20 protein-coding genes and 3 tRNA genes are annotated in these 24,641 nt (G+C 63.3%); 19 read left to right on the top strand and 4 right to left on the bottom strand.

Features of this window, described 5'->3' with window-relative positions:
* Positions 1 to 132 precede the first annotated feature (132 nt).
* Both P9236_RS25710 and P9236_RS25705 read left to right on the top strand, forming a co-directional pair.
* A tRNA-Tyr gene (locus P9236_RS25710) sits at positions 133 to 217 on the top strand.
* An 88-nt stretch (positions 218 to 305) separates the two neighbouring features.
* Positions 306 to 379: transfer RNA gene (locus tag P9236_RS25705), tRNA-Gly, on the top strand.
* 72 nt (positions 380 to 451) lie between these two features.
* On the opposite strand, the gene P9236_RS25700 is transcribed toward P9236_RS25705, so the two are convergent.
* On the bottom strand, positions 452 to 910 hold the full coding sequence (locus P9236_RS25700; RefSeq protein WP_278077438.1) for a YidB family protein: 459 nt from the start codon (positions 908 to 910) through the stop codon (positions 452 to 454).
* A gap of 123 nt (positions 911 to 1,033) precedes the next feature.
* On the opposite strand from P9236_RS25700, the gene P9236_RS25695 reads away from it, so the two are divergent.
* Positions 1,034 to 1,291: a GlsB/YeaQ/YmgE family stress response membrane protein gene (locus tag P9236_RS25695; protein WP_126094127.1), complete on the top strand. Its 258-nt coding sequence runs from the start codon at positions 1,034 to 1,036 to the stop codon at positions 1,289 to 1,291.
* 145 nt (positions 1,292 to 1,436) lie between these two features.
* Here P9236_RS25695 and P9236_RS25690 read toward each other — a convergent pair whose 3' ends face one another.
* Complete coding sequence (locus P9236_RS25690; protein ID WP_278077437.1) at positions 1,437 to 2,324, bottom strand: DMT family transporter; 888 nt, start codon at positions 2,322 to 2,324, stop codon at positions 1,437 to 1,439.
* A gap of 284 nt (positions 2,325 to 2,608) precedes the next feature.
* Here P9236_RS25690 and tuf point away from each other — a divergent pair, with 284 nt between their 5' ends.
* The 13 genes from tuf to P9236_RS25625 all read left to right on the top strand — a co-directional run bounded on the left by tuf (position 2,609) and on the right by P9236_RS25625 (position 19,767).
* The gene (gene tuf / locus P9236_RS25685) at positions 2,609 to 3,784 is read left to right on the top strand and encodes an elongation factor Tu (RefSeq protein WP_278077423.1); all 1,176 of its coding nucleotides are present in this window, start codon (positions 2,609 to 2,611) and stop codon (positions 3,782 to 3,784) included.
* Between the two features lie 296 nt (positions 3,785 to 4,080).
* Positions 4,081 to 5,610: a hypothetical protein gene (locus P9236_RS25680; RefSeq protein WP_278077449.1), complete on the top strand. Its 1,530-nt coding sequence runs from the start codon at positions 4,081 to 4,083 to the stop codon at positions 5,608 to 5,610.
* Between the two features lie 87 nt (positions 5,611 to 5,697).
* The gene (locus tag P9236_RS25675) at positions 5,698 to 6,183 is read left to right on the top strand and encodes a group II truncated hemoglobin (RefSeq protein WP_278077436.1); all 486 of its coding nucleotides are present in this window, start codon (positions 5,698 to 5,700) and stop codon (positions 6,181 to 6,183) included.
* 144 nt (positions 6,184 to 6,327) lie between these two features.
* Positions 6,328 to 6,403: transfer RNA gene (locus P9236_RS25670), tRNA-Trp, on the top strand.
* A 359-nt stretch (positions 6,404 to 6,762) separates the two neighbouring features.
* Positions 6,763 to 6,966 carry a preprotein translocase subunit SecE gene (gene secE, locus P9236_RS25665; RefSeq protein WP_040974128.1) on the top strand — a complete coding sequence of 68 codons (204 nt, stop codon included), beginning with the start codon at positions 6,763 to 6,765 and terminating at the stop codon, positions 6,964 to 6,966.
* 27 nt (positions 6,967 to 6,993) lie between these two features.
* Entirely contained in the window at positions 6,994 to 7,521 is a 528-nt protein-coding gene (gene nusG, locus P9236_RS25660; protein ID WP_059189556.1) for a transcription termination/antitermination protein NusG, read from the top strand.
* Between the two features lie 175 nt (positions 7,522 to 7,696).
* Positions 7,697 to 8,125 carry a 50S ribosomal protein L11 gene (gene rplK, locus P9236_RS25655; protein WP_278077433.1) on the top strand — a complete coding sequence of 143 codons (429 nt, stop codon included), beginning with the start codon at positions 7,697 to 7,699 and terminating at the stop codon, positions 8,123 to 8,125.
* A gap of 4 nt (positions 8,126 to 8,129) precedes the next feature.
* On the top strand, positions 8,130 to 8,828 hold the full coding sequence (gene rplA / locus P9236_RS25650) for a 50S ribosomal protein L1 (RefSeq protein WP_278077432.1): 699 nt from the start codon (positions 8,130 to 8,132) through the stop codon (positions 8,826 to 8,828).
* 427 nt (positions 8,829 to 9,255) lie between these two features.
* The gene (gene rplJ, locus P9236_RS25645; RefSeq protein ID WP_066989579.1) at positions 9,256 to 9,774 is read left to right on the top strand and encodes a 50S ribosomal protein L10; all 519 of its coding nucleotides are present in this window, start codon (positions 9,256 to 9,258) and stop codon (positions 9,772 to 9,774) included.
* A gap of 56 nt (positions 9,775 to 9,830) precedes the next feature.
* Positions 9,831 to 10,211 (top strand): 50S ribosomal protein L7/L12, encoded by a 381-nt coding sequence (gene rplL / locus P9236_RS25640; protein WP_040983055.1) that lies wholly within the window; start codon positions 9,831 to 9,833, stop codon positions 10,209 to 10,211.
* Positions 10,212 to 10,473: 262 nt separating this feature from the next.
* The gene (gene rpoB / locus P9236_RS25635; RefSeq protein ID WP_278077430.1) at positions 10,474 to 14,610 is read left to right on the top strand and encodes a DNA-directed RNA polymerase subunit beta; all 4,137 of its coding nucleotides are present in this window, start codon (positions 10,474 to 10,476) and stop codon (positions 14,608 to 14,610) included.
* Between the two features lie 197 nt (positions 14,611 to 14,807).
* Positions 14,808 to 19,004 carry a DNA-directed RNA polymerase subunit beta' gene (gene rpoC, locus P9236_RS25630; protein ID WP_278077428.1) on the top strand — a complete coding sequence of 1,399 codons (4,197 nt, stop codon included), beginning with the start codon at positions 14,808 to 14,810 and terminating at the stop codon, positions 19,002 to 19,004.
* A 97-nt stretch (positions 19,005 to 19,101) separates the two neighbouring features.
* Positions 19,102 to 19,767: an O-methyltransferase gene (locus tag P9236_RS25625; protein WP_278077427.1), complete on the top strand. Its 666-nt coding sequence runs from the start codon at positions 19,102 to 19,104 to the stop codon at positions 19,765 to 19,767.
* A gap of 25 nt (positions 19,768 to 19,792) precedes the next feature.
* On the opposite strand, the gene P9236_RS25620 is transcribed toward P9236_RS25625, so the two are convergent.
* On the bottom strand, positions 19,793 to 20,722 hold the full coding sequence (locus tag P9236_RS25620; protein WP_278077425.1) for a Gfo/Idh/MocA family oxidoreductase: 930 nt from the start codon (positions 20,720 to 20,722) through the stop codon (positions 19,793 to 19,795).
* Positions 20,723 to 20,817: 95 nt separating this feature from the next.
* Positions 20,818 to 21,099, bottom strand: a complete 282-nt coding sequence (locus P9236_RS25615; protein WP_278077448.1) for a transcriptional regulator — start codon at positions 21,097 to 21,099, stop codon at positions 20,818 to 20,820.
* Between the two features lie 462 nt (positions 21,100 to 21,561).
* Between P9236_RS25615 and rpsL the strand changes: the two genes are divergently transcribed.
* From rpsL to fusA, 3 genes are all read left to right on the top strand, one after another.
* The gene (gene rpsL, locus P9236_RS25610) at positions 21,562 to 21,933 is read left to right on the top strand and encodes a 30S ribosomal protein S12 (RefSeq protein WP_006202128.1); all 372 of its coding nucleotides are present in this window, start codon (positions 21,562 to 21,564) and stop codon (positions 21,931 to 21,933) included.
* Between the two features lie 62 nt (positions 21,934 to 21,995).
* Entirely contained in the window at positions 21,996 to 22,466 is a 471-nt protein-coding gene (gene rpsG / locus P9236_RS25605) for a 30S ribosomal protein S7 (protein WP_059189563.1), read from the top strand.
* A gap of 29 nt (positions 22,467 to 22,495) precedes the next feature.
* Positions 22,496 to 24,586 carry an elongation factor G gene (gene fusA / locus P9236_RS25600; protein WP_112131444.1) on the top strand — a complete coding sequence of 697 codons (2,091 nt, stop codon included), beginning with the start codon at positions 22,496 to 22,498 and terminating at the stop codon, positions 24,584 to 24,586.
* The last annotated feature ends 55 nt before the right edge of the window (positions 24,587 to 24,641 follow it).

The raw sequence follows: 24,641 nt of genomic DNA, 5'->3' as shown, positions 1-24,641 counted from the left end.
AAAAACCCTGGCCGCGCCGGTTGACACCCACCGGCCTTGCCGCCATAAGGCGCATCGCTGATTTCGGAGAAGATATTTACTCGGGCTCCGGATCGGCGTGAATGCCTCGTTGCATGGTTCCGGCGGCAGACTGGAGAGGTGCCCGAGTGGTTAAAGGGGACGGACTGTAAATCCGTTGGCTTAGCCTACGTTGGTTCGAATCCAACCCTCTCCACCACTGCCGGCCCGGAAGCCTGAAACGAAAAAAGTCTCGGACCGAAAATACATGGCGCTTTTCGGGTGAATCCGGTACTTCAGTGTAAGGCGCGGGTATAGCTCAGTGGTAGAGCAGCAGCCTTCCAAGCTGAATATGCGGGTTCGATTCCCGCTACCCGCTCCAGATTTCCACCCACAGGAAAGAAAATGCCGCGCGCCCGTCGCGCGCAGCGCGTGCCGTTTTGGTCTTTGTGGCCTAGCTGTTGAACGCAGAAGCGACCTGATGATGCTGCGGAATCTGGCCGTTCGGCGTCAGCTTGTCGACGATGCCGGGCAACGCCGTGGACAATTGCTGCAGCAGCTCCTGCTCGTTCATGCCCGTCCGCTGCGCGATCTCGCGGATCACCGCCGGCCCGAGTGCCGAGCCGAGATCGTTGGCGTTGATCGGCTGGTTCTGACCGGTGCCGACCCAGGAATCGGCGACGTTGCCGTGGCCGGCATCCTTCAGCTTGTCGAGCAGGCCGCCCAACCCGCCGAGCAGGCCGCCATCGGCGGATGCATCGGTTCCCGCCGGTGTCGGCGCGGGGGCTTGCGGGGCGGCCGGCTGTTCCTCGCTCCTGCCGCTCAGCATCTTGCCGACCAGCAGAGCGCCGAGCGCGATCATCAGGGGTTTGGTGATGTTGCCGCCGGGGACGGCGTTGTCGAAAAGGCCCATCGTGGATCTCCTATCAAGTCCGCCCCGGCGCCAGAATGGCGCAACCGGGGGGAATTTCAAGCTGTCTTGAGCTTTTGACAATCATATGAAAATGATTGGCACGGCGGGGATTGGAGGGAAGAGATGGGCATCATCAGCTGGATCATTCTCGGCGTCATCGCCGGCTTCATCGGCAGCAAGATCGTCAACAAGACCGGCCAGGGCATGATCATGGACATCGTGCTCGGCATCGTCGGCGCCATCGTCGGCGGGGTGATCTTCAGCGCCTTCGGCGCATCGGGCGTCACCGGCCTCAACATCTGGAGCCTGATCGTCGCCGTCATCGGCTCCGTCGTCGTGCTCTGGGCCTATCACCAGATCAGCGGCAAGCGCACGCTGTAGGCGGTTAAGCTGACTGCCCTTCCGGCTGCGGGCGATGTCTTGGCCGGTCGCCGCGCGCGATCGCGTGGCGGCGCATTGGCCAGCGATGCTGCCCGGCGCCCGCCGGAAAGTGGGTAGGGGGTCCGGTTCTACGGATCGGGCAGCCTCAGGCGACCACCGCCAGTCGCCGGCGCCTTTCATCGAGCGAGACGATGGCATGGCCGCTGCCGATCACCAGGAGGATGCCGCAGACGGCGAGCGCGTTCGGGAACTGCCCGAACACCAGCAAGCCGGAAATCACCGCCCAGACGGTGAAGCAATAATAGAAGGGCGCGACCGCGCTCGTCGGCCCGACGCGATAAGCCATGAAGATGAAGAAGTGGCCGAAGATAAGGAACAGGCCGGCGCCTGCGATGAGCAGGAGGTGGCGAGCCTCCGGCACCACCCACTGCTCGGAAACGAGATGCGCGATGCCTGAGCCGGCCAGCACGACCACGACGGCGGAGATGGCCACGATCATGCCGGGCACCTCGGCGCCCACCTTGCGTCCGGCGAGGTCGCGCGCCGCCGCCATGGCCGCGTTGCCGAGCGCCAGCAAGGCGTAGATGGAAATGCCTTGCATCGTCGGCTGCGCCACCATGACGGCGCCGACGAAGCCGATGCCGATCAGCGCCATGCGTGCGGCGCCAATCTTCTCGCCGAACAGCAGCGAGGACCCGACCAGCACGAGGAGCGGCGTGATTTGCCCGAGCGCCGTCGAATCGGCGATCTGCATGTTGGCTAGAGCCACGACGTAGCAAAGGATCGCGGCCAGCTCGCAAATGTTCCGGCGCAGCACCTTGCGCTCGAAAAGCAACGGGATCTGCCTGCCATAACCCAACATGAACAGCAGCGGCATGCCCCACAGCGTCGCTGCCGCGCCACGCAGCAGCAGCACCTCATAGGGCGGCAGCCCGGCGGTCGCGAGCTTCATCATCGTGTCGTTGACGAGGTAGGACCCCGTCGAGACGATCATGAACAGCGGACCACGGATATTTGCCGGAATGAACTGCATTCGCCGAAGAAATCAGAGGTGTGTCGCGGCGGCAATGGGCCAGCTTCGGCCGATCGAGCTGCCCTCGGGAAGCTGTCGATGAGGGTGCCGAAGCACGGAACCACGCCCGTTTGAACTCGTCGACGGCAGTCCTATATCCTGGTCATCCCCCTGAAATCGAATCGTTGGTTCGGGCCGAGTGCGAGAATGCTCAGCCACAAGGCACTTGTGTTTTGCGGCCGTTGTCGCTAATCGCCCCGCATTCGACTGAACTGAAGGTCAAAGGCCGCCCAAGGAAAGAGACTATGGCAAAAGGTAAATTCGAGCGCACCAAGCCGCATGTGAACATTGGCACGATCGGTCACGTCGATCATGGCAAGACGTCGCTGACGGCGGCGATCACGAAGTATTTTGGCGAATACAAGCGCTATGACCAGATCGACGCGGCGCCGGAAGAGAAGGCGCGCGGCATCACCATTTCGACGGCGCATGTCGAGTACGAGACGGCCAACCGTCACTATGCCCACGTCGACTGCCCCGGCCACGCCGACTATGTGAAGAACATGATCACGGGTGCTGCGCAGATGGACGGCGCGATCCTGGTGGTTTCGGCCGCCGACGGCCCGATGCCGCAGACGCGCGAGCACATCCTGCTTGCCCGCCAGGTCGGCGTGCCCTCGATCGTGGTGTTTTTGAACAAGGTCGACCAGGTCGACGACGCCGAGCTGCTCGAGCTGGTCGAGCTCGAGGTTCGCGAGCTTCTGACCAAGAACGAGTTCCCGGGCGACGACATTCCGATCGTCAAGGGCTCGGCGCTGGCCGCCCTTGAGGACTCCAACAAGACCATCGGCGAGGACGCCATCCGCGAGCTGATGGCTCAGGTCGACGCCTATATCCCGACGCCGGTGCGTCCGCTGGACAAGCCGTTCCTGATGCCGATCGAGGACGTGTTCTCGATCTCGGGCCGCGGCACGGTCGTGACCGGCCGCGTCGAGCGCGGCGTGGTCAAGGTCGGCGAGGAGTTGGAGATCGTCGGCATCCGTCCGACGGCCAAGACCACCTGCACGGGCGTTGAGATGTTCCGCAAGCTGCTCGACCAGGGCCAGGCCGGCGACAACATCGGCGCGCTGCTGCGCGGCATCGACCGCGAGGGCGTTGAGCGCGGCCAGGTTCTGGCCAAGCCGGGTTCGGTGAAGCCGCACAAGAAGTTCACGGCCGAAGCCTACATCCTGACCAAGGACGAGGGTGGCCGTCACACGCCGTTCTTCACCAACTACCGTCCGCAGTTCTACTTCCGCACCACCGACGTGACGGGCATCGTGACGCTGCCGGCCGGCACCGAGATGGTGATGCCTGGCGACAACATCACCGTCGACGTCGAGCTGATCGTGCCGATCGCCATGGAAGAGAAGCTGCGCTTCGCCATCCGTGAGGGCGGCCGCACCGTCGGTGCCGGCATCGTCGTCACCATCAAGGAATAATCGATCCGGCATTTGCCGGTTCGACAAGGAAAGGGCGGTCTTCGGGCCGCCCTTTTTCGTTTCCGGCGCTCCGAAGGCGAAGTGTTACGCCACGCCTCTCAAAGCTGTTTGCAAGCGGCATCGCCGCAACTAGTATGGGTTGTACCCGTGGGGGCTTTGCAAGCGTGGTTCGGGAAAGCCGTTCAGACAGCATTCGGTGGTGGCGCGGGCTCTTCCGCCTGGGGTTGGCCGCCGCGATCGGCCTGGCCGGCTTCGTCGCGGAGGCCAAGGATGAGGTGCCCGATCTAGGTCCGACGATGCGCTTTGCCGTCGTACGCAGCAGCGCGCCTGGCTGCGAGCCCAATTGCCCGGAGTGGATTTCGGCGGAAGGCACCATCGAGGCCGGCACGCCGGCGCTGTTCAAACGCCTCTTGAAGACGCTAGGCGGCCGGCAACTGCCGATCGTCGTCAATTCTCCTGGCGGCAATGTCGACGCGGCGCTCCAGCTCGGCCGCGCGATCCGCAAGGCCAAGCTCGACATCGCCGTGGGCACGACGGAGTTTTCCGGCTGCTCGCCGGAAATGAAGAATTGCCGGGGTGATGAAGACGCCTCGTATCTCGGCGTCGCCAATGACAGCGGCGCCATGTGCAACTCGGCCTGTCCGCTGATGTTTGCCGGCGGCGTCCGCCGCGTCGTGGGCGAATGGGCCTATCTCGGAGTTCATCAGATTACCACCACTTACCGGCGAGAAAAGCTGCTGTACCGCACGACCTACAAAATCGTGAACGGCAAGAAGAAGGTCCTCGGCACCAAGATCGTCAGCCGCAAGAACGCCGGCAGCTACAAGACCTATGAGATGAGCAAGGCGGTCGAGAAGCGGCTGTCGGGTTATCTCAAGGAAATGGGTATCGAACAAGGCGTGCTGGACGTGATGAAGGCGACGCCGGCGAGCGATATAAGGCAGATCGAGCCCGATGACATGCTGGAGATGAAGCTCGTCACCAGCCTCGATTCGCTGGATCTTCTGACCGAGAATACCATTTGTCGACGCAATCCCGTGCCGGCGAACTGCCGCGAAATACCGACGAACGGCAAGCAGGTGGCGGTTGCGAGCGTCGAGATCAAGTCGGCAGGCCCTCAACCGACAGAGGCTGCATCATCGTCCAGACCGGAACAGGACATGCGCTTCGTGCTGGTTCGCGGCAGCAATCCGCTCTGCGATCCCGATTGCCCGGAATGGATTTCGGCGGAAGGGGCAATTGTAGCCGGCACGCCCGACAGGCTGCGCGAGCTGCTCGACACGGTCGGAGGGCGCAGGCTGCCTCTCGTGGTCAACTCGCCGGGCGGCGACGTGCAGGGCGCGCTCGCCGCCGGCAGACTCATCCGTGAGCGCGGGTTGGATGTCGCGGTCGCCCGGACGGATTTCCTCGATTGCGACCTGGGCGCTGTGGGGTGCGGCGCCAAGGACCTCCATACCGGCCTTACCGTCGATGCCGGCGCCGAATGCGACGCGGCCTGCGCTGTTATGATCGCCGGCGGCACAAGGCGCTTCGTCGGTGCCAATGTGCATTTCCTCGTGCACTCCATGGGCATGGAAGACAAGGTCAAGGCGTATCTCGAGGAGATGGCGATCGGCGCCGGCTTGTTCGTCGCGATGCAGTCGGCCCGATATGCCAAGCACAGGGAGCTCAGTCAGGACGAATTGGCGGAGTTCGGATTGACGACCGGGCGCCAATCGGTGGATACGCTGACGGGCGCCACCATCTGCAAATCGTCGCCGAAGCCCGACAATTGCCGGGTTTTGCCGGCAGCCAACGCCGCTGCGGAGGCGCCGGCGAAGCTGTAGCGCGCCATTTGCGGCACTGGCCATGGGGGCAGGTTGAGCCGGGGAGGGCTTGCGTTATTCTCTGCGCCCTGCCGAGGAGGAGAGGCGATGAGCGAGGACATCCCGACTTTGTTCGAATGGGCCGGCGGCGCGGAAGTGCTCAACCGGCTGACGCGCACCTTCTACGACAAGGTGGCCCTGGACCCGATCGTCGGCCCGGTCTTCAAGCATATGTCGCCCGATCATCCGGCGCATGTCGCTGCCTTCATCGGCGAGGTTTTTGGCGGACCGAAGACATACAGCGAAAAGCATGGCGGCCACCGCGAAATGGTCATGCATCATCTCGGCAAGCATCTGACCGAGGAGCAGCGGCGGCGCTGGACCAACCTGCTGGCCGACGCGGCCGACGAGGTCGGCCTGCCCGACGACCCCGAATTCCGTTCCGCCTTCATGGGCTATGTCGAATGGGGATCGCGGCTGGCAAAGATGAATTCCAATCTCGGCGAAACCTGCGATCCGGAGACCGAGCCGATGCCTGCCTGGGGCTGGGGCGTGCCCGGCGGACCGTACAAGCCGCCGGCCGCGAAATCGTGAGCGGGGGGGCGGACTTCTCAGTCCGATCCTTTGCCAGCGACACGGGAAAATCCGGATTTCTGGCAAAGCATATGAAACTGCATCTGACTGCTCTTTACAGAGCGCGTGGAAGCTTTTAGGAAGCGCCTGCGCTGAAGCGCGTGTACGGGCATAGCTCAGTTGGTAGAGCGGCGGTCTCCAAAACCGCAGGTCGTAGGTTCGAGCCCTGCTGCCCGTGCCATCTCCCAAGTGGCGAACTTAAGATCAGGGCGTTCCGCCGTTGAAAACCGGCGGGTGGCTTGCCATATGGGGAAATCTGGGGCATAAGGCCCGCATAGCCGGGACGGAACGACTGGATGGTTCCGAGGCGGCGCTAGAACATAAAGCGGAACACTTGCCACTTGCGTGGACCAAGAATCGGTTTTATGTAGACTGAACAGACACGCGACGCGTGGAGCTGGGAAGCCGGCTTTACGCGTCTGATTTGCGTGGGCGAAATGGCGACGCTGATTCGGCGTCGGCACGAAGCCTAGGCGGCACGTCCCGGCCAGCGGGATCATCCAGGAGGCCCGGTCAACGGGTCTTGAAGACAGGCGGCACATGGCTTCGAAAACCACTAACCCATTCACCTTTCTCCAGCAGGTTCGCGCGGAGACGGCCAAGGTGACATGGCCATCGCGCCGCGAGACCATGATCTCGACGGTGATGGTCCTGGTGTTCGCGGTCATCGCGATGATCTTCTTCTTCGCCGCCGACATAGCCATGGGCTATGCGATCGAGTGGATATTGGGCCTCGGACACTAAGTTCGGCGATTACGGAGACGTCGTGAAATGACTGCGCGGTGGTACATCGTCCACGCCTATTCGAACTTCGAGAAGAAGGTCGCCGAGGACATCGAGAACAAGGCCAAGCAGAAGGGCCTGTCCGGCGAGATCGAGCAGATCGTGGTGCCGACCGAGAAGGTCGTCGAGATCCGTCGCGGCCGCAAGGTCGACGCCGAGCGCAAGTTCTTCCCGGGCTATGTGCTCTTGAAGGCCAACCTCACGGACGCCGTGTTCTCGCTGGTCAAGAACACGCCGAAGGTCACCGGCTTCCTCGGCGACTCCAAGCCGGTGCCGATCACCGAGACCGAGGCGCAGCGCATCTTGAACCAGGTTCAGGAAGGCGTCGAGCGGCCGAAGCCGTCGGTCACCTTCGAGATCGGCGAGGCGATCCGCGTTTCGGACGGTCCGTTCGCGTCTTTCAACGGCTTCGTCCAGGAAGTGGACGAAGAGCGCGCGCGCCTCAAGGTGGAAGTTTCGATCTTCGGGCGCGCTGTGCCGGTCGATCTCGAATTCGGGCAGGTCGAAAAGGGCTGATCCGAAGATCCCTCGGCCGACAGGCGATGAGGGGTCAGCGGCGCGAAGAAGCGCGCTGCAATGAACGGGTGGGAGGCGAAAGCGGTTTAGCCGGCCGCTGGAACCGCACCACCAGACTGCAACCGCCGGCGTTCCCGGATAATGGTGGCCGGCATGAGAAAAGGCAGGAATAGAGATGGCTAAGAAAGTTGCAGGCCAGCTCAAGCTCCAGGTTGCCGCGGGCTCGGCCACGCCGTCGCCCCCGATCGGCCCGGCGCTTGGTCAGCGCGGCATCAACATCATGGAGTTCTGCAAGGCGTTCAACGCGCAGACCCAGGAACTGGAGAAGGGCTCGCCGATCCCGGTCGTCATCACCTACTACCAGGACAAGTCGTTCACCTTCGTCATGAAGACGCCGCCGGTGAGCTACTTCCTGAAGAAGGCCGCCAACCTGAAGTCGGGCTCCAAGGAGCCGGGCAAGACCAAGGTCGGCACGATCTCGCGCGACAAGGTGCGCCAGATCGCCGAGCAGAAGATGAAGGACCTGAACGCAAACGACGTCGAGGCGGCCATGCGCATGGTCGAGGGCTCCGCCCGCTCGATGGGCCTGGAAGTGGTGGGCTAAGATCATGGCAAAGATTGCAAAGCGAGTTGCCAAGAGCCGCGAAGGCATCGATCCGAACAAGGCCTATGCCCTCAACGAGGCGCTACAGCTGCTCAAGGACCGGTCCACGGTTAAGTTCGACGAGACCGTCGAGATTTCGATGAACCTCGGCGTCGATCCCCGCCATGCCGACCAGATGGTCCGCGGCGTGGTCAACCTGCCGAACGGCACCGGCCGCTCGGTTCGCGTCGCCGTGTTCGCGCGCGGCGACAAGGCCGAGGAAGCCAAGGCCGCCGGCGCCGATATCGTTGGCGCCGAGGACCTGGTCGAGATCGTCCAGAAGGGCACGATCGATTTCGATCGCTGCATCGCCACGCCGGACATGATGCCGCTGGTCGGCCGCCTGGGTAAGGTGCTCGGCCCGCGCGGCATGATGCCGAACCCGAAGGTCGGCACCGTGACCACCGATGTCGCGGCCGCCGTCAAGGCTTCGAAGGGCGGTGCCGTCGAGTTCCGCGTCGAGAAGGCCGGCATCGTCCAGGCCGGCGTCGGCAAGGTCTCGTTCGACGTCAAGGCGCTGGAAGAGAATGTGCGGGCCTTCGCCGATGCGGTGAACAAGGCAAAGCCCACCGGCGCCAAGGGCAACTACGTCAAGAAGGTGTCGGTCACCTCGACGATGGGTCCCGGCCTCAAGCTCGACATCGCGACGCTCGCCGCGTCGTAAGTGTCGCCTGACCGGCTTCAGGCCGGTCGTTAGAGCATGATCCCGAAAAGCGGGAACCGGTTTTCGGAAAAGATCATGCTCCAACAAACAAGAATTCCGGACCGCCGATCCGTCGGCGGTCCGGTAACCCGGAGGCCGAAAGGCTTCCGGATATCCTGTCCGAGATTGCAGGCGGCCCAGAGCCTTAATTCGCATGGGCCTGCATGAGACGGGTGAAGACCCGACAAAGGAGCGAAAAGCTCCAATGAAAGGTTCGAACCGTGTTTGCCTTTTGTCAGCACATCGCCGGCTTGGCCGTCGGTGTGGCGAAAGGGGGCAGGATCCTCGAGCGCCGTTCGGGAGATCCGTTTTTTGGATGGCCCGGCCGGCAAAAGGCAACCCGACCGCTGACCTCGAGAATGAGGCAGGGGTCAACTGGAGATAGGCAGTGGACAGAGCGGAAAAACGCGAACTCGTCACGGGCCTGAACGAAGCGTTCTCGAACGCGGGTTCAGTCGTCGTGGCCCACTACGCCGGTATCACCGTGGCGCAAATGAACGACCTGAGGTCGAAGATGCGCGCCGCCGGTGGCACCGTCAAAGTCGCGAAGAACCGTCTCGCCAAGATCGCTCTTCAGGGCACGGACTCCGCATCGATCGTCGATCTGTTCAAGGGACAGACGCTGATCGCTTATTCGGAGGATCCGGTTGCGGCGCCGAAGATCGCGTCCGAGTTCGCCAAGGGGAATGACAAGCTGATCATTCTCGGCGGCGCGATGGGCTCGACCTCGCTCAACGCCGACGGTGTCAAGGCACTCGCCACGATGCCGTCGCTCGACGAGCTGCGCGCCAAGCTGGTTGGCATGATCGCCACGCCGGCAACCCGGATCGCCCAGATCGTCAATGCACCCGCGGCTTCGGTCGCGCGCGTCATCGGCGCTTACGCCCGGAAGGACGAGGCGGCATGAGGCCGTTCCTCGCTGTCAACAACACACGTTCGAACCAAGTATAAAGGAATACACAAATGGCTGATCTCGCGAAGATCGTAGACGACCTTTCGAAGCTGACCGTCCTCGAGGCGGCCGAGCTGTCGAAGCTCCTGGAAGAGAAGTGGGGCGTTTCGGCCGCGGCTCCGGTGGCGGTTGCCGCTGCTGCCGGTGGCGCTGCCGCTGCTGCTGCTCCGGCTGAAGAGAAGACGGAATTCGACGTCGTTCTCGCCGACGCCGGCGCCCAGAAGATCAACGTCATCAAGGAAGTCCGCGCCATCACCGGCCTTGGCCTCAAGGAAGCCAAGGACCTGGTCGAAGCGGCTCCGAAGCCGGTCAAGGAAGGCGTTTCCAAGGCCGACGCCGACAAGTTCAAGGCTCAGTTGGAAGCAGCTGGCGCCAAGGTCGAGCTGAAGTAATAGGCGAGGGCGGACGGTCTCGCGCCGTCCGCCCCCTCCCTGGTTAAGGGGGAGGTTTCGTGAGCGCGAGACGTTTGAAAACCTCTTTCCTGAGGGCCGGAAGCGGCCTTCAGGAAACGGGTTTTCTCCCGTTTTAGCCGGCAGCCGCCAAGCAATTGGAAAGGGCGGCCGGAAAACAGACAGGGGCAGCCGGCGAGGCGGCCCATTGGTGCAAGGCGAACCGCGGCGAGGTTCGTCCCGAGTTTTGAGCTAAGGAGCGACGATGGCCCAGACCCAGACTTTCAATGGCCGCAGACGCGTACGCAAGTTCTTCGGAAAGATCCCGGAAGTTGCGGAGATGCCGAACCTGATCGAGGTTCAGAAGGCATCCTATGACCAGTTCCTGATGGTGGACGAGCCCAAGGGCGGGCGTCCTGACGAGGGACTGCAGGCCGTTTTCAAGTCGGTCTTCCCGATCTCCGATTTTTCCGGCTCCTCGATGCTGGAATTCGTGAAGTATGAGTTCGAAGGACCGAAATTCGACGTTGACGAGTGCCGTCAGCGCGACCTGACCTATGCCGCGCCGCTCAAGGTGACGCTGCGCCTCATCGTGTTCGATATCGACGAGGATACCGGCGCCAAGTCGATCAAGGACATCAAGGAGCAGGACGTCTATATGGGCGACATGCCGCTCATGACCTCGAACGGCACCTTCATCGTCAACGGCACCGAGCGCGTCATCGTCTCGCAGATGCACCGCTCGCCGGGCGTCTTCTTCGACCATGACAAGGGCAAGTCGCACTCGTCGGGCAAGCTGCTGTTTGCCGCGCGCGTCATTCCCTATCGCGGCTCGTGGCTCGACATAGAGTTCGACTCCAAGGACGTCGTGCACGCCCGCATCGACCGCCGCCGCAAGATTCCGGTGACGTCGCTGCTGATGGCGCTCGGCATGGACGGCGAAGAGATCCTGTCGACCTTCTACAACAAGATCACCTACAAGCGCGCCGGCGACCACTGGCGCATCCCGTTCAACGTCGAACGGTTCCGCGGCCTCAAGGCCGTCGGCGACCTGGTCGATGCCGACACGGGCGAGATCGTCGTCGAGGCCGGCAAGAAGATCACCGCCCGCCAGGCTCGCCAGCTCGGCGAGAAGGGCCTTAAGGCGATCAAGGCAACCGACGAGGACCTGCTCGGCAACTACCTGGCCGAGGACATCGTCAACTACGCCACCGGCGAGATCTTCCTCGAGGCCGGCGACGAGATCGACGACAAGACGCTGAAGGTGCTGCTCGGCACCGGCGAGGACGAGATCCAGATCCTCGACATCGATCATGTCAATGTCGGCGCCTACATTCGCAACACTTTGGCCGTCGACAAGAACGAGAGCCGCCAGGACGCGCTGTTCGACATCTACCGCGTCATGCGCCCGGGCGAGCCGCCGACGCTCGAGACCGCCGAAGCCATGTTCAACTCGCTGTTCTTCGACAGCGAGCGCTATGACCTGTCGGCCGTCGGCCGCGTCAAGATGAACATGCGCCTCGAGCTCAAGGCCGAGGACACCGTGCGCGTGCTGCGCAAGGAAGACATCCTGGCCGTGGTCAAGACGCTGGTGGAGCTGCGCGACGGCAAGGGCGAGATCGACGACATCGACAATCTCGGCAACCGCCGCGTGCGCTCGGTCGGCGAGCTGATGGAGAACCAGTACCGCGTCGGCCTGCTGCGCATGGAGCGCGCGATCAAGGAGCGTATGTCCTCGATCGAGATCGACACGGTCATGCCGCAGGACCTGATCAACGCCAAGCCGGCGGCCGCCGCCGTGCGCGAGTTCTTCGGCTCCTCGCAGCTGTCGCAGTTCATGGACCAGACCAACCCGCTGTCGGAGATCACCCACAAGCGCCGCCTGTCGGCGCTTGGACCGGGCGGTCTGACCCGCGAGCGCGCCGGCTTCGAGGTGCGCGACGTGCACCCGACGCATTACGGCCGCATCTGCCCGATCGAAACGCCGGAAGGCCCGAATATCGGCCTGATCAACTCGCTCGCCACTTTCGCGCGCGTCAATAAGTACGGCTTCATCGAGAGCCCGTACCGCAAGATCGTCAACGGCAAGCTGACCAATGAAGTCGTCTATCTGTCGGCGATGGAAGAGGCCAAGCACCATGTCGCGCAGGCCAACGCCGAGCTCGACAAGAACGGCAGCTTCGTCGACGAGTTCGTCATCTGCCGCAACGCCGGCGAGGTGATGATGGCGCCGCGCGAGAACGTCGACCTGATGGACGTGTCGCCAAAGCAGATGGTCTCGGTGGCCGCGGCTCTCATCCCGTTCCTCGAGAACGACGACGCCAACCGCGCGCTGATGGGCTCGAACATGCAGCGTCAGGCCGTGCCGCTGGTGCGCGCCGAGGCGCCGTTCGTCGGCACCGGCATGGAGCCGGTCGTGGCTCGCGACTCGGGTGCGGCCATCGGCGCCCGCCGCGGCGGCGTGGTCGACCAGGTGGACGCCACCCGTATCGTCATCCGCGCCACGGAAGATCTCGATCCGGCCAAGTCCGGCGTCGATATCTACCGGCTGATGAAATTCCAGCGCTCGAACCAGAACACCTGCATCAACCAGCGTCCGCTGGTGCGTGTGGGCGACCGGGTGAACAAGGGCGACATCATTGCCGACGGTCCATCGACCGAGCTCGGCGATCTGGCGCTCGGCCGCAACGTGCTGGTCGCGTTCATGCCTTGGAACGGCTACAACTACGAGGACTCGATCCTGCTCTCCGAGCGCATCGTGGCCGACGACGTCTTCACCTCGATCCATATCGAGGAGTTCGAGGTCATGGCCCGCGACACCAAGCTCGGACCGGAGGAAATCACGCGCGACATTCCGAACGTTTCGGAAGAAGCGCTGAAGAACCTCGACGAGGCCGGCATCGTCTATATCGGCGCGGAAGTGCAGCCGGGCGACATCCTGGTCGGCAAGATCACGCCGAAGGGCGAAAGCCCGATGACGCCGGAAGAAAAGCTGCTGCGCGCCATCTTCGGCGAGAAGGCCTCGGACGTTCGCGACACCTCCATGCGCATGCCTCCGGGCACCTTCGGCACCGTCGTCGAAGTGCGCGTCTTCAACCGCCACGGCGTGGAGAAGGACGAGCGCGCCATGGCGATCGAGCGCGAGGAGATCGAGCGCCTGGCCAAGGACCGCGACGACGAGCAGGCGATCCTCGACCGCAACGTCTACTCGCGCCTTTCCGACATGCTGGTCGGCAAGGATGCGATCGCCGGACCGAAGGGCTTCAAGAAGGGCTCGAAGCTGTCGAAGGACACGCTCGACGAGTATCCGCGCTCGCAGTGGTGGCAGTTCGCCGTGGAGAACGAAAAGCTCCAGAGCGAACTGGAAGCGCTGCGCGGCCAGTACGACGACTCCAAGAAGGCGCTCGAGCAGCGCTTCATGGACAAGGTCGAGAAGGTGCAGCGCGGCGACGAGATGCCTCCGGGCGTCATGAAGATGGTCAAGGTCTTCGTCGCGGTGAAGCGCAAGATGCAGCCGGGCGACAAGATGGCCGGCCGTCACGGCAACAAGGGTGTCGTGTCGCGCATCGTTCCTGTCGAGGACATGCCTTTCCTCGAGGACGGCACGCATGCCGACATCGTGCTCAATCCGCTGGGTGTGCCGAGCCGCATGAATGTCGGCCAGATCCTGGAAACGCATCTGGGCTGGGCCTGCGCCGGCATGGGCAGGAAGATCGGCGAGCTGATCGACGCCTACAAGTCGGGCGGCGACATCAAGCCGCTGCGCAAGACGCTGGAAAGCTTCATGCCTTCCAACGACCGCAACGAGCCGATCCGCGACTATGACGACGAGAGCATCATTCGCCTGAGCGAGCAGATGCGCCGCGGCGTCTCCATCGCGACCCCGGTGTTCGACGGCGCGCACGAGGCCGACATCAACACCATGCTGGAGCAGGCCGGCCTGCACACCAGCGGTCAGTCGCAGCTCTATGACGGCCGCACCGGCGAGCCGTTCGATCGCAAGGTGACGATGGGCTACATCTATATGCTCAAGCTTCACCACCTGGTGGACGACAAGATCCACGCGCGCTCGATCGGTCCGTACTCGCTCGTCACCCAGCAGCCGCTGGGCGGCAAGGCGCAGTTCGGCGGCCAGCGCTTCGGCGAAATGGAGGTCTGGGCGCTCGAAGCTTACGGCGCCGCCTACACGCTGCAGGAAATGCTGACGGTGAAGTCGGACGACGTGGCCGGGCGTACCAAGGTCTACGAGGCGATCGTCAGAGGCGACGACACCTTCGAGGCGGGTATTCCCGAGAGCTTCAACGTTCTCGTCAAGGAAATGCGTTCGCTGGGCCTCAATGTCGAACTGGAGAACACCAAGTTCGAAGACGCTCCTGTCCGGCTGCCGGATGCTGCCGAATAGGGGCGCAGCCGAGTAAGGCAATGGCGCGCCGCTACCCAGGTCGCGGCGCGCCCCGAGCATGATCCCGAAAACCGGTTTTCGGACGAGATCATGCTCAACCAAGAAGTATTCTTCGGCCGGTCAGGCCGGCCAGTCTGCGGGCATTCGGCCCGCGCTCGATGCAAGGGGTTTTCGAGGACCCCGAAAAGGAGAACGGCATGAACCAAGAGGTCATGAATCTCTTCAACCCCCAGGCGCCTGCGCAGGTGTTCGATTCCATCCGGATCTCGCTTGCCAGCCCTGAGAAGATTCTGTCCTGGTCGTTCGGCGAGATCAAGAAGCCGGAGACCATCAACTACCGCACCTTCAAGCCTGAGCGTGACGGTCTGTTCTGCGCGCGCATTTTTGGCCCGATCAAGGACTACGAGTGCCTGTGCGGCAAGTACAAGCGCATGAAGTACAAGGGCGTCATCTGCGAGAAGTGCGGCGTCGAAGTCACGCTGTCGCGCGTCCGCCGCGAGCGCATGGGCCATATCGAGCTCGCCGCGCCCGTCGCCCACATCTGGTTCCTGAAGTCGCTGCCTTCGCGCATCGGCACGCTGCTCGACATGACGCTGAAGGACATCGAGCGCGTCCTTTACTTCGAGAACTACATCGTCACCGAGCCCGGCCTCACCGCGCTGAAGGAGCACCAGCTGCTCAGCGAGGAAGAGTACATGCTGGCCGTCGACGAGTATGGCGAGGATTCGTTCACCGCCATGATCGGCGCCGAGGCCATCCATGACCTGCTTGCCGGCATGGACCTGGAGAAGATCGCAGGCGACCTGCGCTCGGAGCTGGCTTCGACCTCGTCCGAGCTCAAGCAGAAGAAGCTCTTGAAGCGGCTCAAGGTCGTCGAGAACTTCATGGAATCCGGCAACCGTCCGGAATGGATGATCATGAAGGTGGTTCCGGTGATCCCGCCGGATCTTCGCCCGCTCGTCCCGCTGGACGGCGGCCGCTTCGCGACGTCCGACCTCAACGACCTCTATCGCCGCGTCATCAACCGCAACAACCGCCTGAAGCGGCTGATCGAGCTGCGCGCGCCGGGCATCATCGTGCGCAACGAAAAGCGCATGCTGCAGGAGGCTGTCGACGCGCTCTTCGATAACGGCCGCCGCGGCCGCGTCATCACCGGCGCTAACAAGCGTCCGCTGAAGTCGCTGTCCGACATGCTGAAGGGCAAGCAGGGCCGGTTCCGCCAGAACCTGCTCGGCAAGCGCGTCGACTATTCCGGCCGCTCGGTCATCGTGACCGGTCCGGAGCTCAAGCTGCATCAGTGCGGCCTGCCGAAGAAGATGGCGCTCGAACTCTTCAAGCCCTTCATCTACGCCCGCCTCGACGCCAAGGGTTTCTCCTCGACCGTCAAGCAGGCGAAGAAGCTGGTCGAGAAGGAGCGTCCGGAGGTTTGGGATATCCTCGACGAGGTCATCCGCGAGCATCCGGTGCTGTTGAACCGCGCGCCGACGCTGCACCGCCTCGGCATCCAGGCGTTCGAGCCGATCCTGATCGAAGGCAAGGCGATCCAGCTGCATCCGCTGGTCTGCACGGCCTTCAACGCCGACTTCGACGGTGACCAGATGGCGGTCCACGTGCCGCTGTCGCTGGAAGCGCAGCTCGAAGCCCGCGTGCTGATGATGTCGACCAACAACATCCTGCACCCGGCCTCCGGCGCGCCGATCATCGTGCCGTCGCAGGACATGGTTCTCGGTCTCTACTATCTGTCGATCGTCAACCAGAACGAGCCGGGCGAGGGCATGGTGTTCGCCGACATGGGCGAGCTCCAGCATGCGCTGGAGACCAAGGCCGTCACGCTGCACGCCAAGATCAAGGGTCGCTTCCGCACGGTCGATGCCGAAGGCAAGGTCGTGTCGAAGATCTACGACACCACGCCTGGCCGCATGATCATCGGCGAGCTTCTGCCGAAGAACGTCAACGTGCCTTATGAGACCGCCAACCAGGAGATGACCAAGAAGAACATCTCCAAGATGATCGACACCGTCTATCGCCACTGCGGCCAGAAGGAGACGGTCATCTTCTGCGATCGCATCATGGCCCTCGGCTTTGCCCATGCCTGCCGCGCCGGCATTTCGTTCGGCAAGGACGACATGGTGATCCCGGACACCAAGCTGAAGCTGGTCTCCGACACTGAGGCTTTGGCCAAGGAGTACGAGCAGCAGTACAATGACGGCCTGATCACCCAGGGCGAGAAGTACAACAAGGTGGTCGACGCCTGGGCCAAGTGCTCGGAAAAGGTCGCCGACGAGATGATGGCCCGCATCAAGGCGGTCGAGTTCGAGGAAAACGGCCGTCAGAAGCCGATGAACTCGATCTACATGATGTCGCATTCGGGTGCGCGCGGTTCGCCCACCCAGATGCGCCAGCTCGCCGGCATGCGCGGCCTGATGGCCAAGCCTTCGGGCGAGATCATCGAGACGCCGATCATCTCGAACTTCAAGGAAGGCCTCACCGTGCTCGAGTACTTCAACTCGACTCACGGCGCCCGCAAGGGTCTGGCCGACACTGCGTTGAAGACGGCGAACTCGGGTTACCTGACCCGCCGCCTGGTCGACGTGGCGCAGGACTGCATCGTTAATTCGCTGGATTGCGGCACCGACAAGGGCCTCACCATGCAGCCGATCGTCGATGCCGGTCAGATCGTCGCCTCGGTCGGTCAGCGCGTCCTTGGCCGCACGGCGCTCGACGACATCAACCACCCGGTCACCGGCGAAGTGCTGGTCAAGGCCGGCAAGCTGATGGACGAGCGCGACGTGGAGCAGATCGAGAAGGCCGGCGTGCAGTCGGTCCGCATCCGCTCGGCGCTGACCTGCGAGGTCAGGACCGGCGTCTGCGCCGTCTGCTACGGTCGCGATCTTGCCCGCGGCACGCCCGTCAACCAGGGTGAGGCTGTCGGCGTCATCGCGGCGCAGTCGATCGGTGAGCCGGGCACCCAGCTCACCATGCGCACCTTCCACATGGGCGGCACCGCGCAGGTGGTGGACTCTTCGTTCCTTGAAGCCTCCTATGAGGGCAAGGTCGAAATCCGCAACCGCAACGTGGTGCGCAACTCCGACGGCCAGCAGATGGTCATGGGCCGCAATATGGCGGTCCTGATCCTCGACGAGGCCGGCAAAGAGCGCGCCACGCACCGCGTCGCCTATGGCTCGCGCATCTTCGTGGACGACGGTGACAAGGTGAAGCGCGGCCAGCGCATCGCCGAGTGGGATCCTTATACCCGCCCGATCCTCACCGAAATCGAAGGCAAGGTGGCGTTCGAGGACCTGGTCGACGGCATTTCCGTTCAGGAGACGGCCGACGAATCGACCGGCATCACCAAACGCGAGGTCATCGACTGGCGCTCGACGCCGCGCGGCAGCGACCTGAAGCCGGCGATCGTCGTTCAGGACGCCAAGGGCAAGGTCGGCAAGCTGTCGAAGGGCGGCGATGCACGCTTCCTGCTCTCGGTCGAGGCCATCCTCTCGGTCGAGCCGGGCGCGCATGTCCGTCCGGGCGACGTGCTGGCGCGTATCCCGATGGAAAGCGCCAAGACCAAGGACATCACCGGTGGTCTGCCGCGCGTTGCCGAACTGTTCGAGGCTCGCCGTCCGAAGGATCACGCCATCATCGCCGAGATCGATGGCACGATCCGCTTCGGCCGCGATTACAAGAACAAGCGTCGCATCATCATCGAGCCGCATGACTCGACGCTGGAGCCGGTCGAATACCTGATCCCGAAGGGCAAGCCGTTCCATCTCCAGGACGGCGATGTCATCGAGAAGGGCGACTACATCCTCGACGGCAACCCGGCGCCGCATGACATCCTGGCGATCAAGGGCGTGGAGGCGCTTGCGTCCTACCTCGTCAACGAGATCCAGGAGGTCTACCGCCTGCAGGGCGTGTCGATCAACGACAAGCACATCGAGGTGATCGTTCGCCAGATGCTGCAGAAGGTCGAGATCACCGCGCAGGGCGACTCGACCTACATTCCTGGCGACCACGTCGACGTGATCGAGCTGGAAGAGGTCAACGAGCGCCTGATCGAGGACGGCAAGAAGCCTGCCGAAGGTCAGCCGGTGCTGCTCGGCATCACCAAGGCCTCGCTGCAGACGCCATCCTTCATCTCGGCCGCCTCCTTCCAGGAGACGACCAGGGTGCTGACCGAAGCTGCGGTTGCCGGCAAGACCGACATGCTGCAGGGTCTGAAGGAAAACGTCATCGTCGGCCGTCTGATCCCGGCCGGCACCGGTGGTACGATGAGCCAGATCCGGCGCATCGCCACCTCGCGCGACGAGCTAATCATCGACGAGCGCCGCAAGGCGTCCGGCGTCGAGGTCGCCGAGCCGATGCTGACCAACATGGTCAACGCCGCGCAGTAAGCGCGGATGGAACAAGAGAGAAAAAGGGGCCTGCGTGGCCCCTTTTTTGCATTCCGGTCACGCCCCTTTTGCATTCCTGCTAAGACGAGGATGAACCATGAGCGCCAGGACCTCGACGGCTGTCGACGACTATATCGTCGCCTCTCTCTTCGAAGCGGATCCCGCGCTTGACGCCGCGCTTGCGGCCAACCGCGAGCAGGGTCTGCCGGCCATCGACGTTTCGCCGGCGCAGGGCAAATTGCTTTCGCTGCTGGTGCGGATTGGCGGTGCGAAGAAGGTGCTCGAGATCGGCACGCTCGGCGGCTACTCGACCATCTGGATGGCAAGGGGTCTGGCTGCCGACGGCAAGGTCGTGACGCTGGAAGTCGACCCGCACCACGCCGAGGTCGCGCGCTCGAACTTCGAGCGGGCAGCGGTCTCCGACAAGGTGGATTTGCGTCTCGGGCCGGCCCTTCAGTCGCTCACGGTGTTGGTCAGCGAAAATGCCGGTCCGTTCGACCTGATCTTCATCGATGCCGACAAACCGAACAACCCGAACTATCTCTCCTGGGCCATGCGGCTTGCGCGCTCGGGCACGGTGATCGTCTGCGACAACGTCATCCGCGACGGCGCCGTCATGAACAAGGATAGCGGCGATGCCAACGTCGAAGGCGCACGCGCGGCGTTCTCCTTCATTGGAGGCGAGAAGCGCCTGGACGGCACCGCCATCCAGACCGTCGGCGCCAAGGGCTACGACGGGTTTGCCATTGCGATCGTGGACTGACGCCGGCAGCGCCAGTCCCGCCAACTCAATCGAAGAACGCCTCGACCACGTTGCGCTTGCCGAGCATGAAGGCGTCGGCGACATGCTGGAGCGGGGCCAGGTCGACGTCGGAGATGCCGGCCCGCACGATCTCAGCGAAACGTTTGTACAGCATCGGATATTCGGCCTCCGGCTCGTCGTGGATGATCTTGCCGTCGACGGCGAGCTTTGCGCCGCCACCCGAAAGCACCATCTTGCCCTTGTCGGTCTCGGCCAGGATGTCCCAGCTCTGCGGACCGGTCTGCAGCCAGTCGAGCTCCATCTTCACCGGCAGTCCGTTCGAGGTGCGGAAGACGACATGCGCCGCGACTGGCGACGCGCGGTTCTCGGGGAAGTCGAGAATGGCCGAGGTGATGAACATCGGCGGCAGGATGTGAGTCGCGATCGACAAGGCGTTGATGCCGGGGTCGAACACGCCGAAGCCGCCCGGCGCCCAGATCCATTCCTGGTTCGGATGCCAGCGGCGCACGTCCTCTTTCCAGTTGATGGCGGCCGAGCTGATCCTGGCCGAGGCGAGTAAGGCGCGCGCGGCCTCGACCGCCGGCGCATAGCGCGAATGCCAGCTGGCGAAAAGCGAGACGCCCTTCTTCGCAGCGAGCGCTTTCAAGCCTTCGACCTCGCTGACGGTTGCGCCCGGCGGCTTCTCCATGAAGACGTGCTTCCCAGCCTTGATCGCGGCGCGCGCCGCGTCGTAACGGAATTGGGGCGGCATGCAAAGCGAGACGGCTTCCAGGCCAGGCTCGGCTTCGAGCATCGCCTCGATCGTCGGATAGTTCGGGATGCCGTCCACTTTGCCGTGGCGGCTCGCGGCGGCTGCAAGCTGATAGTTATCATCCTTGACGAGTGCGGGAAGGTGCTGATCGCGGACGATCTTCCCCACGCCGACGATACCGAGCCTGATGGGATTGCTGGTCATGGGAACTCCGAGGGATTTTGGCTGAGATGTTCTAGGCATGACAAAGGTGCCCGGCAAGCCGGATGAATGGGAGGCGTTCCGGCCGCCTTGGCGGATCAGATCGGTTCGTCGAAGGTGACGATCGACACTTCACCTTCCAGCGCGCCCTGATAGGCCGACAGATGCGGTTCCTCGTCGGGCACGCCTTCCATGTCGCCAATCTGATCGAGCTCGGCTTCGGCGAATCCTTCGGCCGCGAGCGATTCGAGCGCGCGGCGCACGGCAGAATCATCGTCGGGCGCGACCAGCATCACATGCACGCCTTCCGGCTTGCCGCCCTTGCGCCGCCAGACCCGGCCGGTGATGATGGTGACCGGGCGCTCTTCATTGTCGTTCACGGGCTGATTCCTCCGGAAGAGAGGGTTTTTGCCATTCATGCCGCCTTCTTGCACGAAGCCGGCCCGGATGACAGCCGAAAGCCGGTCACTTTCTTCCCCGCTCTTGAAAAAAGACGCAAGAAAATTACATGCGTTTTCCGCATGGCTGCCAAGCTCCGGATCGGGCGTAATATTTGCCGTTCCGGGGTTGACGGATATCGGCCTTGCGAGTAGAAGCCGCCACGTCAGAACCGATGTGAGACTTGCCTTTCCGAGGCGACGCGCCTTGGAGTTTGCCTCAAACAGGGTTCGTTTTACGAGCGAAAAGACATCTCCGGCGCGCATGAAGCGGCTTCCGCTTCCTCTGCAATTTGTTCGGGCAGGACCGCGAGACGCGGTGTGTTGCCCGAATTTGCGTATGGAAATGACGCTTTGAGCGGCCCTGACAGGGCAAGACACGGAATTGAGAGACAAGAGGGTTTAATGCCTACCGTCAACCAGCTGATCCGCAAGCCGCGCCTGGCGCCGGTGAAGCGCAACAAGGTCCCGGCCATGCAGCAGAACCCGCAGAAGCGGGGCGTCTGCACGCGCGTCTACACCACGACGCCGAAGAAGCCGAACTCGGCGCTGCGCAAGGTGGCCAAGATCCGCCTGACCAATGGTTTCGAAGTGATCGGCTACATTCCGGGCGAAGGCCATAACCTTCAGGAGCACTCGGTGGTCATGATCCGCGGCGGCCGCGTCAAGGATCTGCCGGGCGTCCGCTACCATATTATCCGTGGCGTGCTCGACACGCAGGGTGTGAAGAACCGCAAGCAGCGCCGTTCGAAATACGGTGCGAAGCGTCCGAAGTAAGGGTTTCCGGCTTCGGCGCTTTTTTTGACTGCGCCGTGCCACGAGATTGAGAGACAAAAGCCATGTCCCGTCGTCACAGTGCAGAAAAGCGTGAGATCAATCCGGACCCCAAGTTCGGCGACCTGATCGTCACCAAGTTCATGAACGCCGTCATGTATGACGGCAAGAAATCGGTTGCCGAGACCATCGTCTACGGCGCGCTGGACCAGGTCCAGGCCAAGACCAAGCAGGAGCCGGTCACCGTCTTCCATCAGGCGCTCGACAATGTCGCGCCGCATGTGGAAGTGCGCTCGCGTCGCGTCGGCGGCGCCACCTACCAGGTTCCGGTCGACGTGCGCCCCGAGCGCCGTCAGGCGCTGGCGATCCGCTGGCTGATCGCCGCGGCCCGCAACCGCAACGAGACCACCATGATCGACCGCCTCTCGGGCGAGCTGATGGATGCGGCCAACAACCGCGGCACGGCCGTCAAGAAGCGTGAAGACACCCACAAGATGGCGGAAGCCAACCGCGCCTTCGCGCACTACCGCTGGTAACGCGCGAACGAGACTGAGAGGCACCTCCCATGGCCCGCGAATACAAAATCGAAGACTACCGCAATTTCGGTATCATGGCGCATATCGACGCCGGCAAGACGACGACGACCGAGCGCGTCCTGTACTACACGGGCAAGTCGCACAAGATCGGCGAAGTCCATGACGGCGCAGCCACCATGGACTGGATGGAGCAGGAGCAGGAACGCGGCATCACTATCACCTCGGCCGCGACCACGACCTTCTGGAAGGGCCGTGACGGCAAGATGCGCCGCTTCAACATCATCGATACCCCCGGACACGTCGACTTCACCATCGAGGTCGAGCGTTCGCTGCGCGTGCTCGACGGCGCCATCGCGCTGCTCGATGCCAACGCCGGCGTCGAGCCGCAGACCGAGACCGTGTGGCGCCAGGCCGACAAGTACCACGTGCCGCGCATGATCTTCTGCAACAAGATGGACAAGATCGGCGCCGACTTCTACCGCTCGGTGGAAATGATCGGCTCGCGCCTCGGCGCGCAGGCCGTCGTCATGCAGCTGCCGATCGGCGCCGAGACCGAGTTCAAGGGCGTTGTCGACCTCGTCGAGATGAACGCGCTCGTCTGGCGCGACGAGACGCTGGGCGCTGCCTGGGACGTCGTCGAGATTCCGGCCGACCTCAAGGAGAAGGCCGCGCAGTATCGCGAGAAGATGATCGAGGCCGCCGTCGAGATGGACGAGACCGCGCTCGAGAACTACCTCGAAGGCAACATGCCGTCGAACGACGAGATCCGCGCACTGATCCGCAAGGGCACCATCGCGGTCAAGTTCTTCCCGATGTTCTGCGGCTCGGCCTTCAAGAACAAGGGCGTGCAGCCGCTGCTCGACGCCGTCGTCGAATACCTGCCGTCGCCGATCGACGTGCCGGCCATCAAGGGCGTCGACGCCAAGACCGACGCCGAGATCGAGCGTCATGCCGACGACAACGAGCCGCTGTCGATGCTGGCGTTCAAGATCATGAACGACCCGTTCGTCGGCTCGCTGACCTTTGCCCGCATCTATTCGGGCAAGCTCACCAAGGGCACCTCGCTCGACAACACCGTGAAGGGCAAGAAGGAGCGCATCGGCCGCATGCTGCAGATGCATGCGAACTCGCGCGCCGACATCGAGGAAGCCTATGCCGGCGACATCGTCGCGCTGGCCGGCCTCAAGGACACGACCACCGGCGACACGCTCTGCGACCCGCTGCACCCGGTCATCCTCGAGCGCATGGAATTCCCCGATCCGGTCATCCAGATCGCCATCGAGCCGAAGACCAAGAACGACCAGGAGAAGATGGGCCTCGCGCTGCATCGCCTGGCGGCCGAGGACCCGTCCTTCCGCGTCAAGACCGACGAGGAAAGCGGCCAGACCATCATCGCCGGCATGGGCGAGCTGCATCTCGACATCATCGTCGACCGCATGCGCCGCGAGTTCAAGGTGGAAGCCAATGTCGGCGCTCCGCAGGTGGCCTATCGCGAGACGATCACCCGCACCCACGAGCAGGACTACACGCACAAGAAGCAGACCGGCGGTACCGGCCAGTTCGCGCGCGTCAAGATCCTGTTCGAGCCGAACACGGAGAGCGAAGAGTTCGTGTTCGAGTCCAAGATCGTCGGCGGCGCGGTGCCGAAGGAATACATCCCGGGCGTCGAGAAGGGCATCCAGAGCGTCATGGGCTCCGGCCCGTTCGCTGGCTTCCCGATGATCGGCGTCAAGGCGACGCTGATCGACGGCGCCTTCCACGATGTCGACTCCTCGGTGCTGGCGTTCGAAATCGCGTCCCGCGCCTGCTTCAAGGAAGCAGCGCCCAGGCTCGGCGTGCAGCTGCTCGAGCCGATCATGAAGGTCGAGGTCGTGACGCCTGAAGACTATGTCGGCGGCGTCATCGGCGACCTCAACGGCCGCCGTGGCCAGATCCAGGGCCAGGAAGCGCGTGGCGTGGCTGTCGTCATCAACGCCATGGTGCCTTTGGCCAACATGTTCAAGTACGTCGACAATCTGCGTTCGATGTCGCAGGGCCGCGCCCAGTACACGATGCAGTTCGACCACTACGAACCGGTTCCGACCGCGGTCGCCCAGGAAGTCCAGAAGAAATACGCGTAACTCGAGCGGGTTGCACGAGACCTTAATTTGAGCCCCGCACGGGCAAGCAGGAATG

It is taken from the genome of Mesorhizobium sp. WSM4884 (genome assembly GCF_029625675.1).
In the GTDB taxonomy this organism is placed as follows: domain Bacteria; phylum Pseudomonadota; class Alphaproteobacteria; order Rhizobiales; family Rhizobiaceae; genus Mesorhizobium.
The sequence above is the reverse complement of the archived record's forward strand: the minus strand, read 5'-3'. Positions and strand labels throughout refer to the sequence as shown.

What these genes read in the sequence shown, in the direction of transcription:
- fusA (WP_112131444.1), top strand. Translation starts at nt 22,496, where the DNA reads ATGGCCCGCGAATACAAAATCGAAGACTACCGCAATTTCGGTATCATG.
- P9236_RS25695 (WP_126094127.1), top strand. Translation starts at nt 1,034, where the DNA reads ATGGGCATCATCAGCTGGATCATTCTCGGCGTCATCGCCGGCTTCATC.
- P9236_RS25700 (WP_278077438.1), bottom strand. Translation starts at nt 910, where the DNA reads ATGGGCCTTTTCGACAACGCCGTCCCCGGCGGCAACATCACCAAACCC.
- rpsL (WP_006202128.1), top strand. Translation starts at nt 21,562, where the DNA reads ATGCCTACCGTCAACCAGCTGATCCGCAAGCCGCGCCTGGCGCCGGTG.
- tuf (WP_278077423.1), top strand. Translation starts at nt 2,609, where the DNA reads ATGGCAAAAGGTAAATTCGAGCGCACCAAGCCGCATGTGAACATTGGC.
- rpoB (WP_278077430.1), top strand. Translation starts at nt 10,474, where the DNA reads ATGGCCCAGACCCAGACTTTCAATGGCCGCAGACGCGTACGCAAGTTC.
- secE (WP_040974128.1), top strand. Translation starts at nt 6,763, where the DNA reads ATGGCTTCGAAAACCACTAACCCATTCACCTTTCTCCAGCAGGTTCGC.
- P9236_RS25625 (WP_278077427.1), top strand. Translation starts at nt 19,102, where the DNA reads ATGAGCGCCAGGACCTCGACGGCTGTCGACGACTATATCGTCGCCTCT.
- P9236_RS25620 (WP_278077425.1), bottom strand. Translation starts at nt 20,722, where the DNA reads ATGACCAGCAATCCCATCAGGCTCGGTATCGTCGGCGTGGGGAAGATC.
- nusG (WP_059189556.1), top strand. Translation starts at nt 6,994, where the DNA reads ATGACTGCGCGGTGGTACATCGTCCACGCCTATTCGAACTTCGAGAAG.
- rplL (WP_040983055.1), top strand. Translation starts at nt 9,831, where the DNA reads ATGGCTGATCTCGCGAAGATCGTAGACGACCTTTCGAAGCTGACCGTC.
- P9236_RS25675 (WP_278077436.1), top strand. Translation starts at nt 5,698, where the DNA reads ATGAGCGAGGACATCCCGACTTTGTTCGAATGGGCCGGCGGCGCGGAA.
- rpoC (WP_278077428.1), top strand. Translation starts at nt 14,808, where the DNA reads ATGAACCAAGAGGTCATGAATCTCTTCAACCCCCAGGCGCCTGCGCAG.
- P9236_RS25690 (WP_278077437.1), bottom strand. Translation starts at nt 2,324, where the DNA reads ATGCAGTTCATTCCGGCAAATATCCGTGGTCCGCTGTTCATGATCGTC.
- rplK (WP_278077433.1), top strand. Translation starts at nt 7,697, where the DNA reads ATGGCTAAGAAAGTTGCAGGCCAGCTCAAGCTCCAGGTTGCCGCGGGC.
- rplA (WP_278077432.1), top strand. Translation starts at nt 8,130, where the DNA reads ATGGCAAAGATTGCAAAGCGAGTTGCCAAGAGCCGCGAAGGCATCGAT.
- P9236_RS25680 (WP_278077449.1), top strand. Translation starts at nt 4,081, where the DNA reads ATGCGCTTTGCCGTCGTACGCAGCAGCGCGCCTGGCTGCGAGCCCAAT.
- rpsG (WP_059189563.1), top strand. Translation starts at nt 21,996, where the DNA reads ATGTCCCGTCGTCACAGTGCAGAAAAGCGTGAGATCAATCCGGACCCC.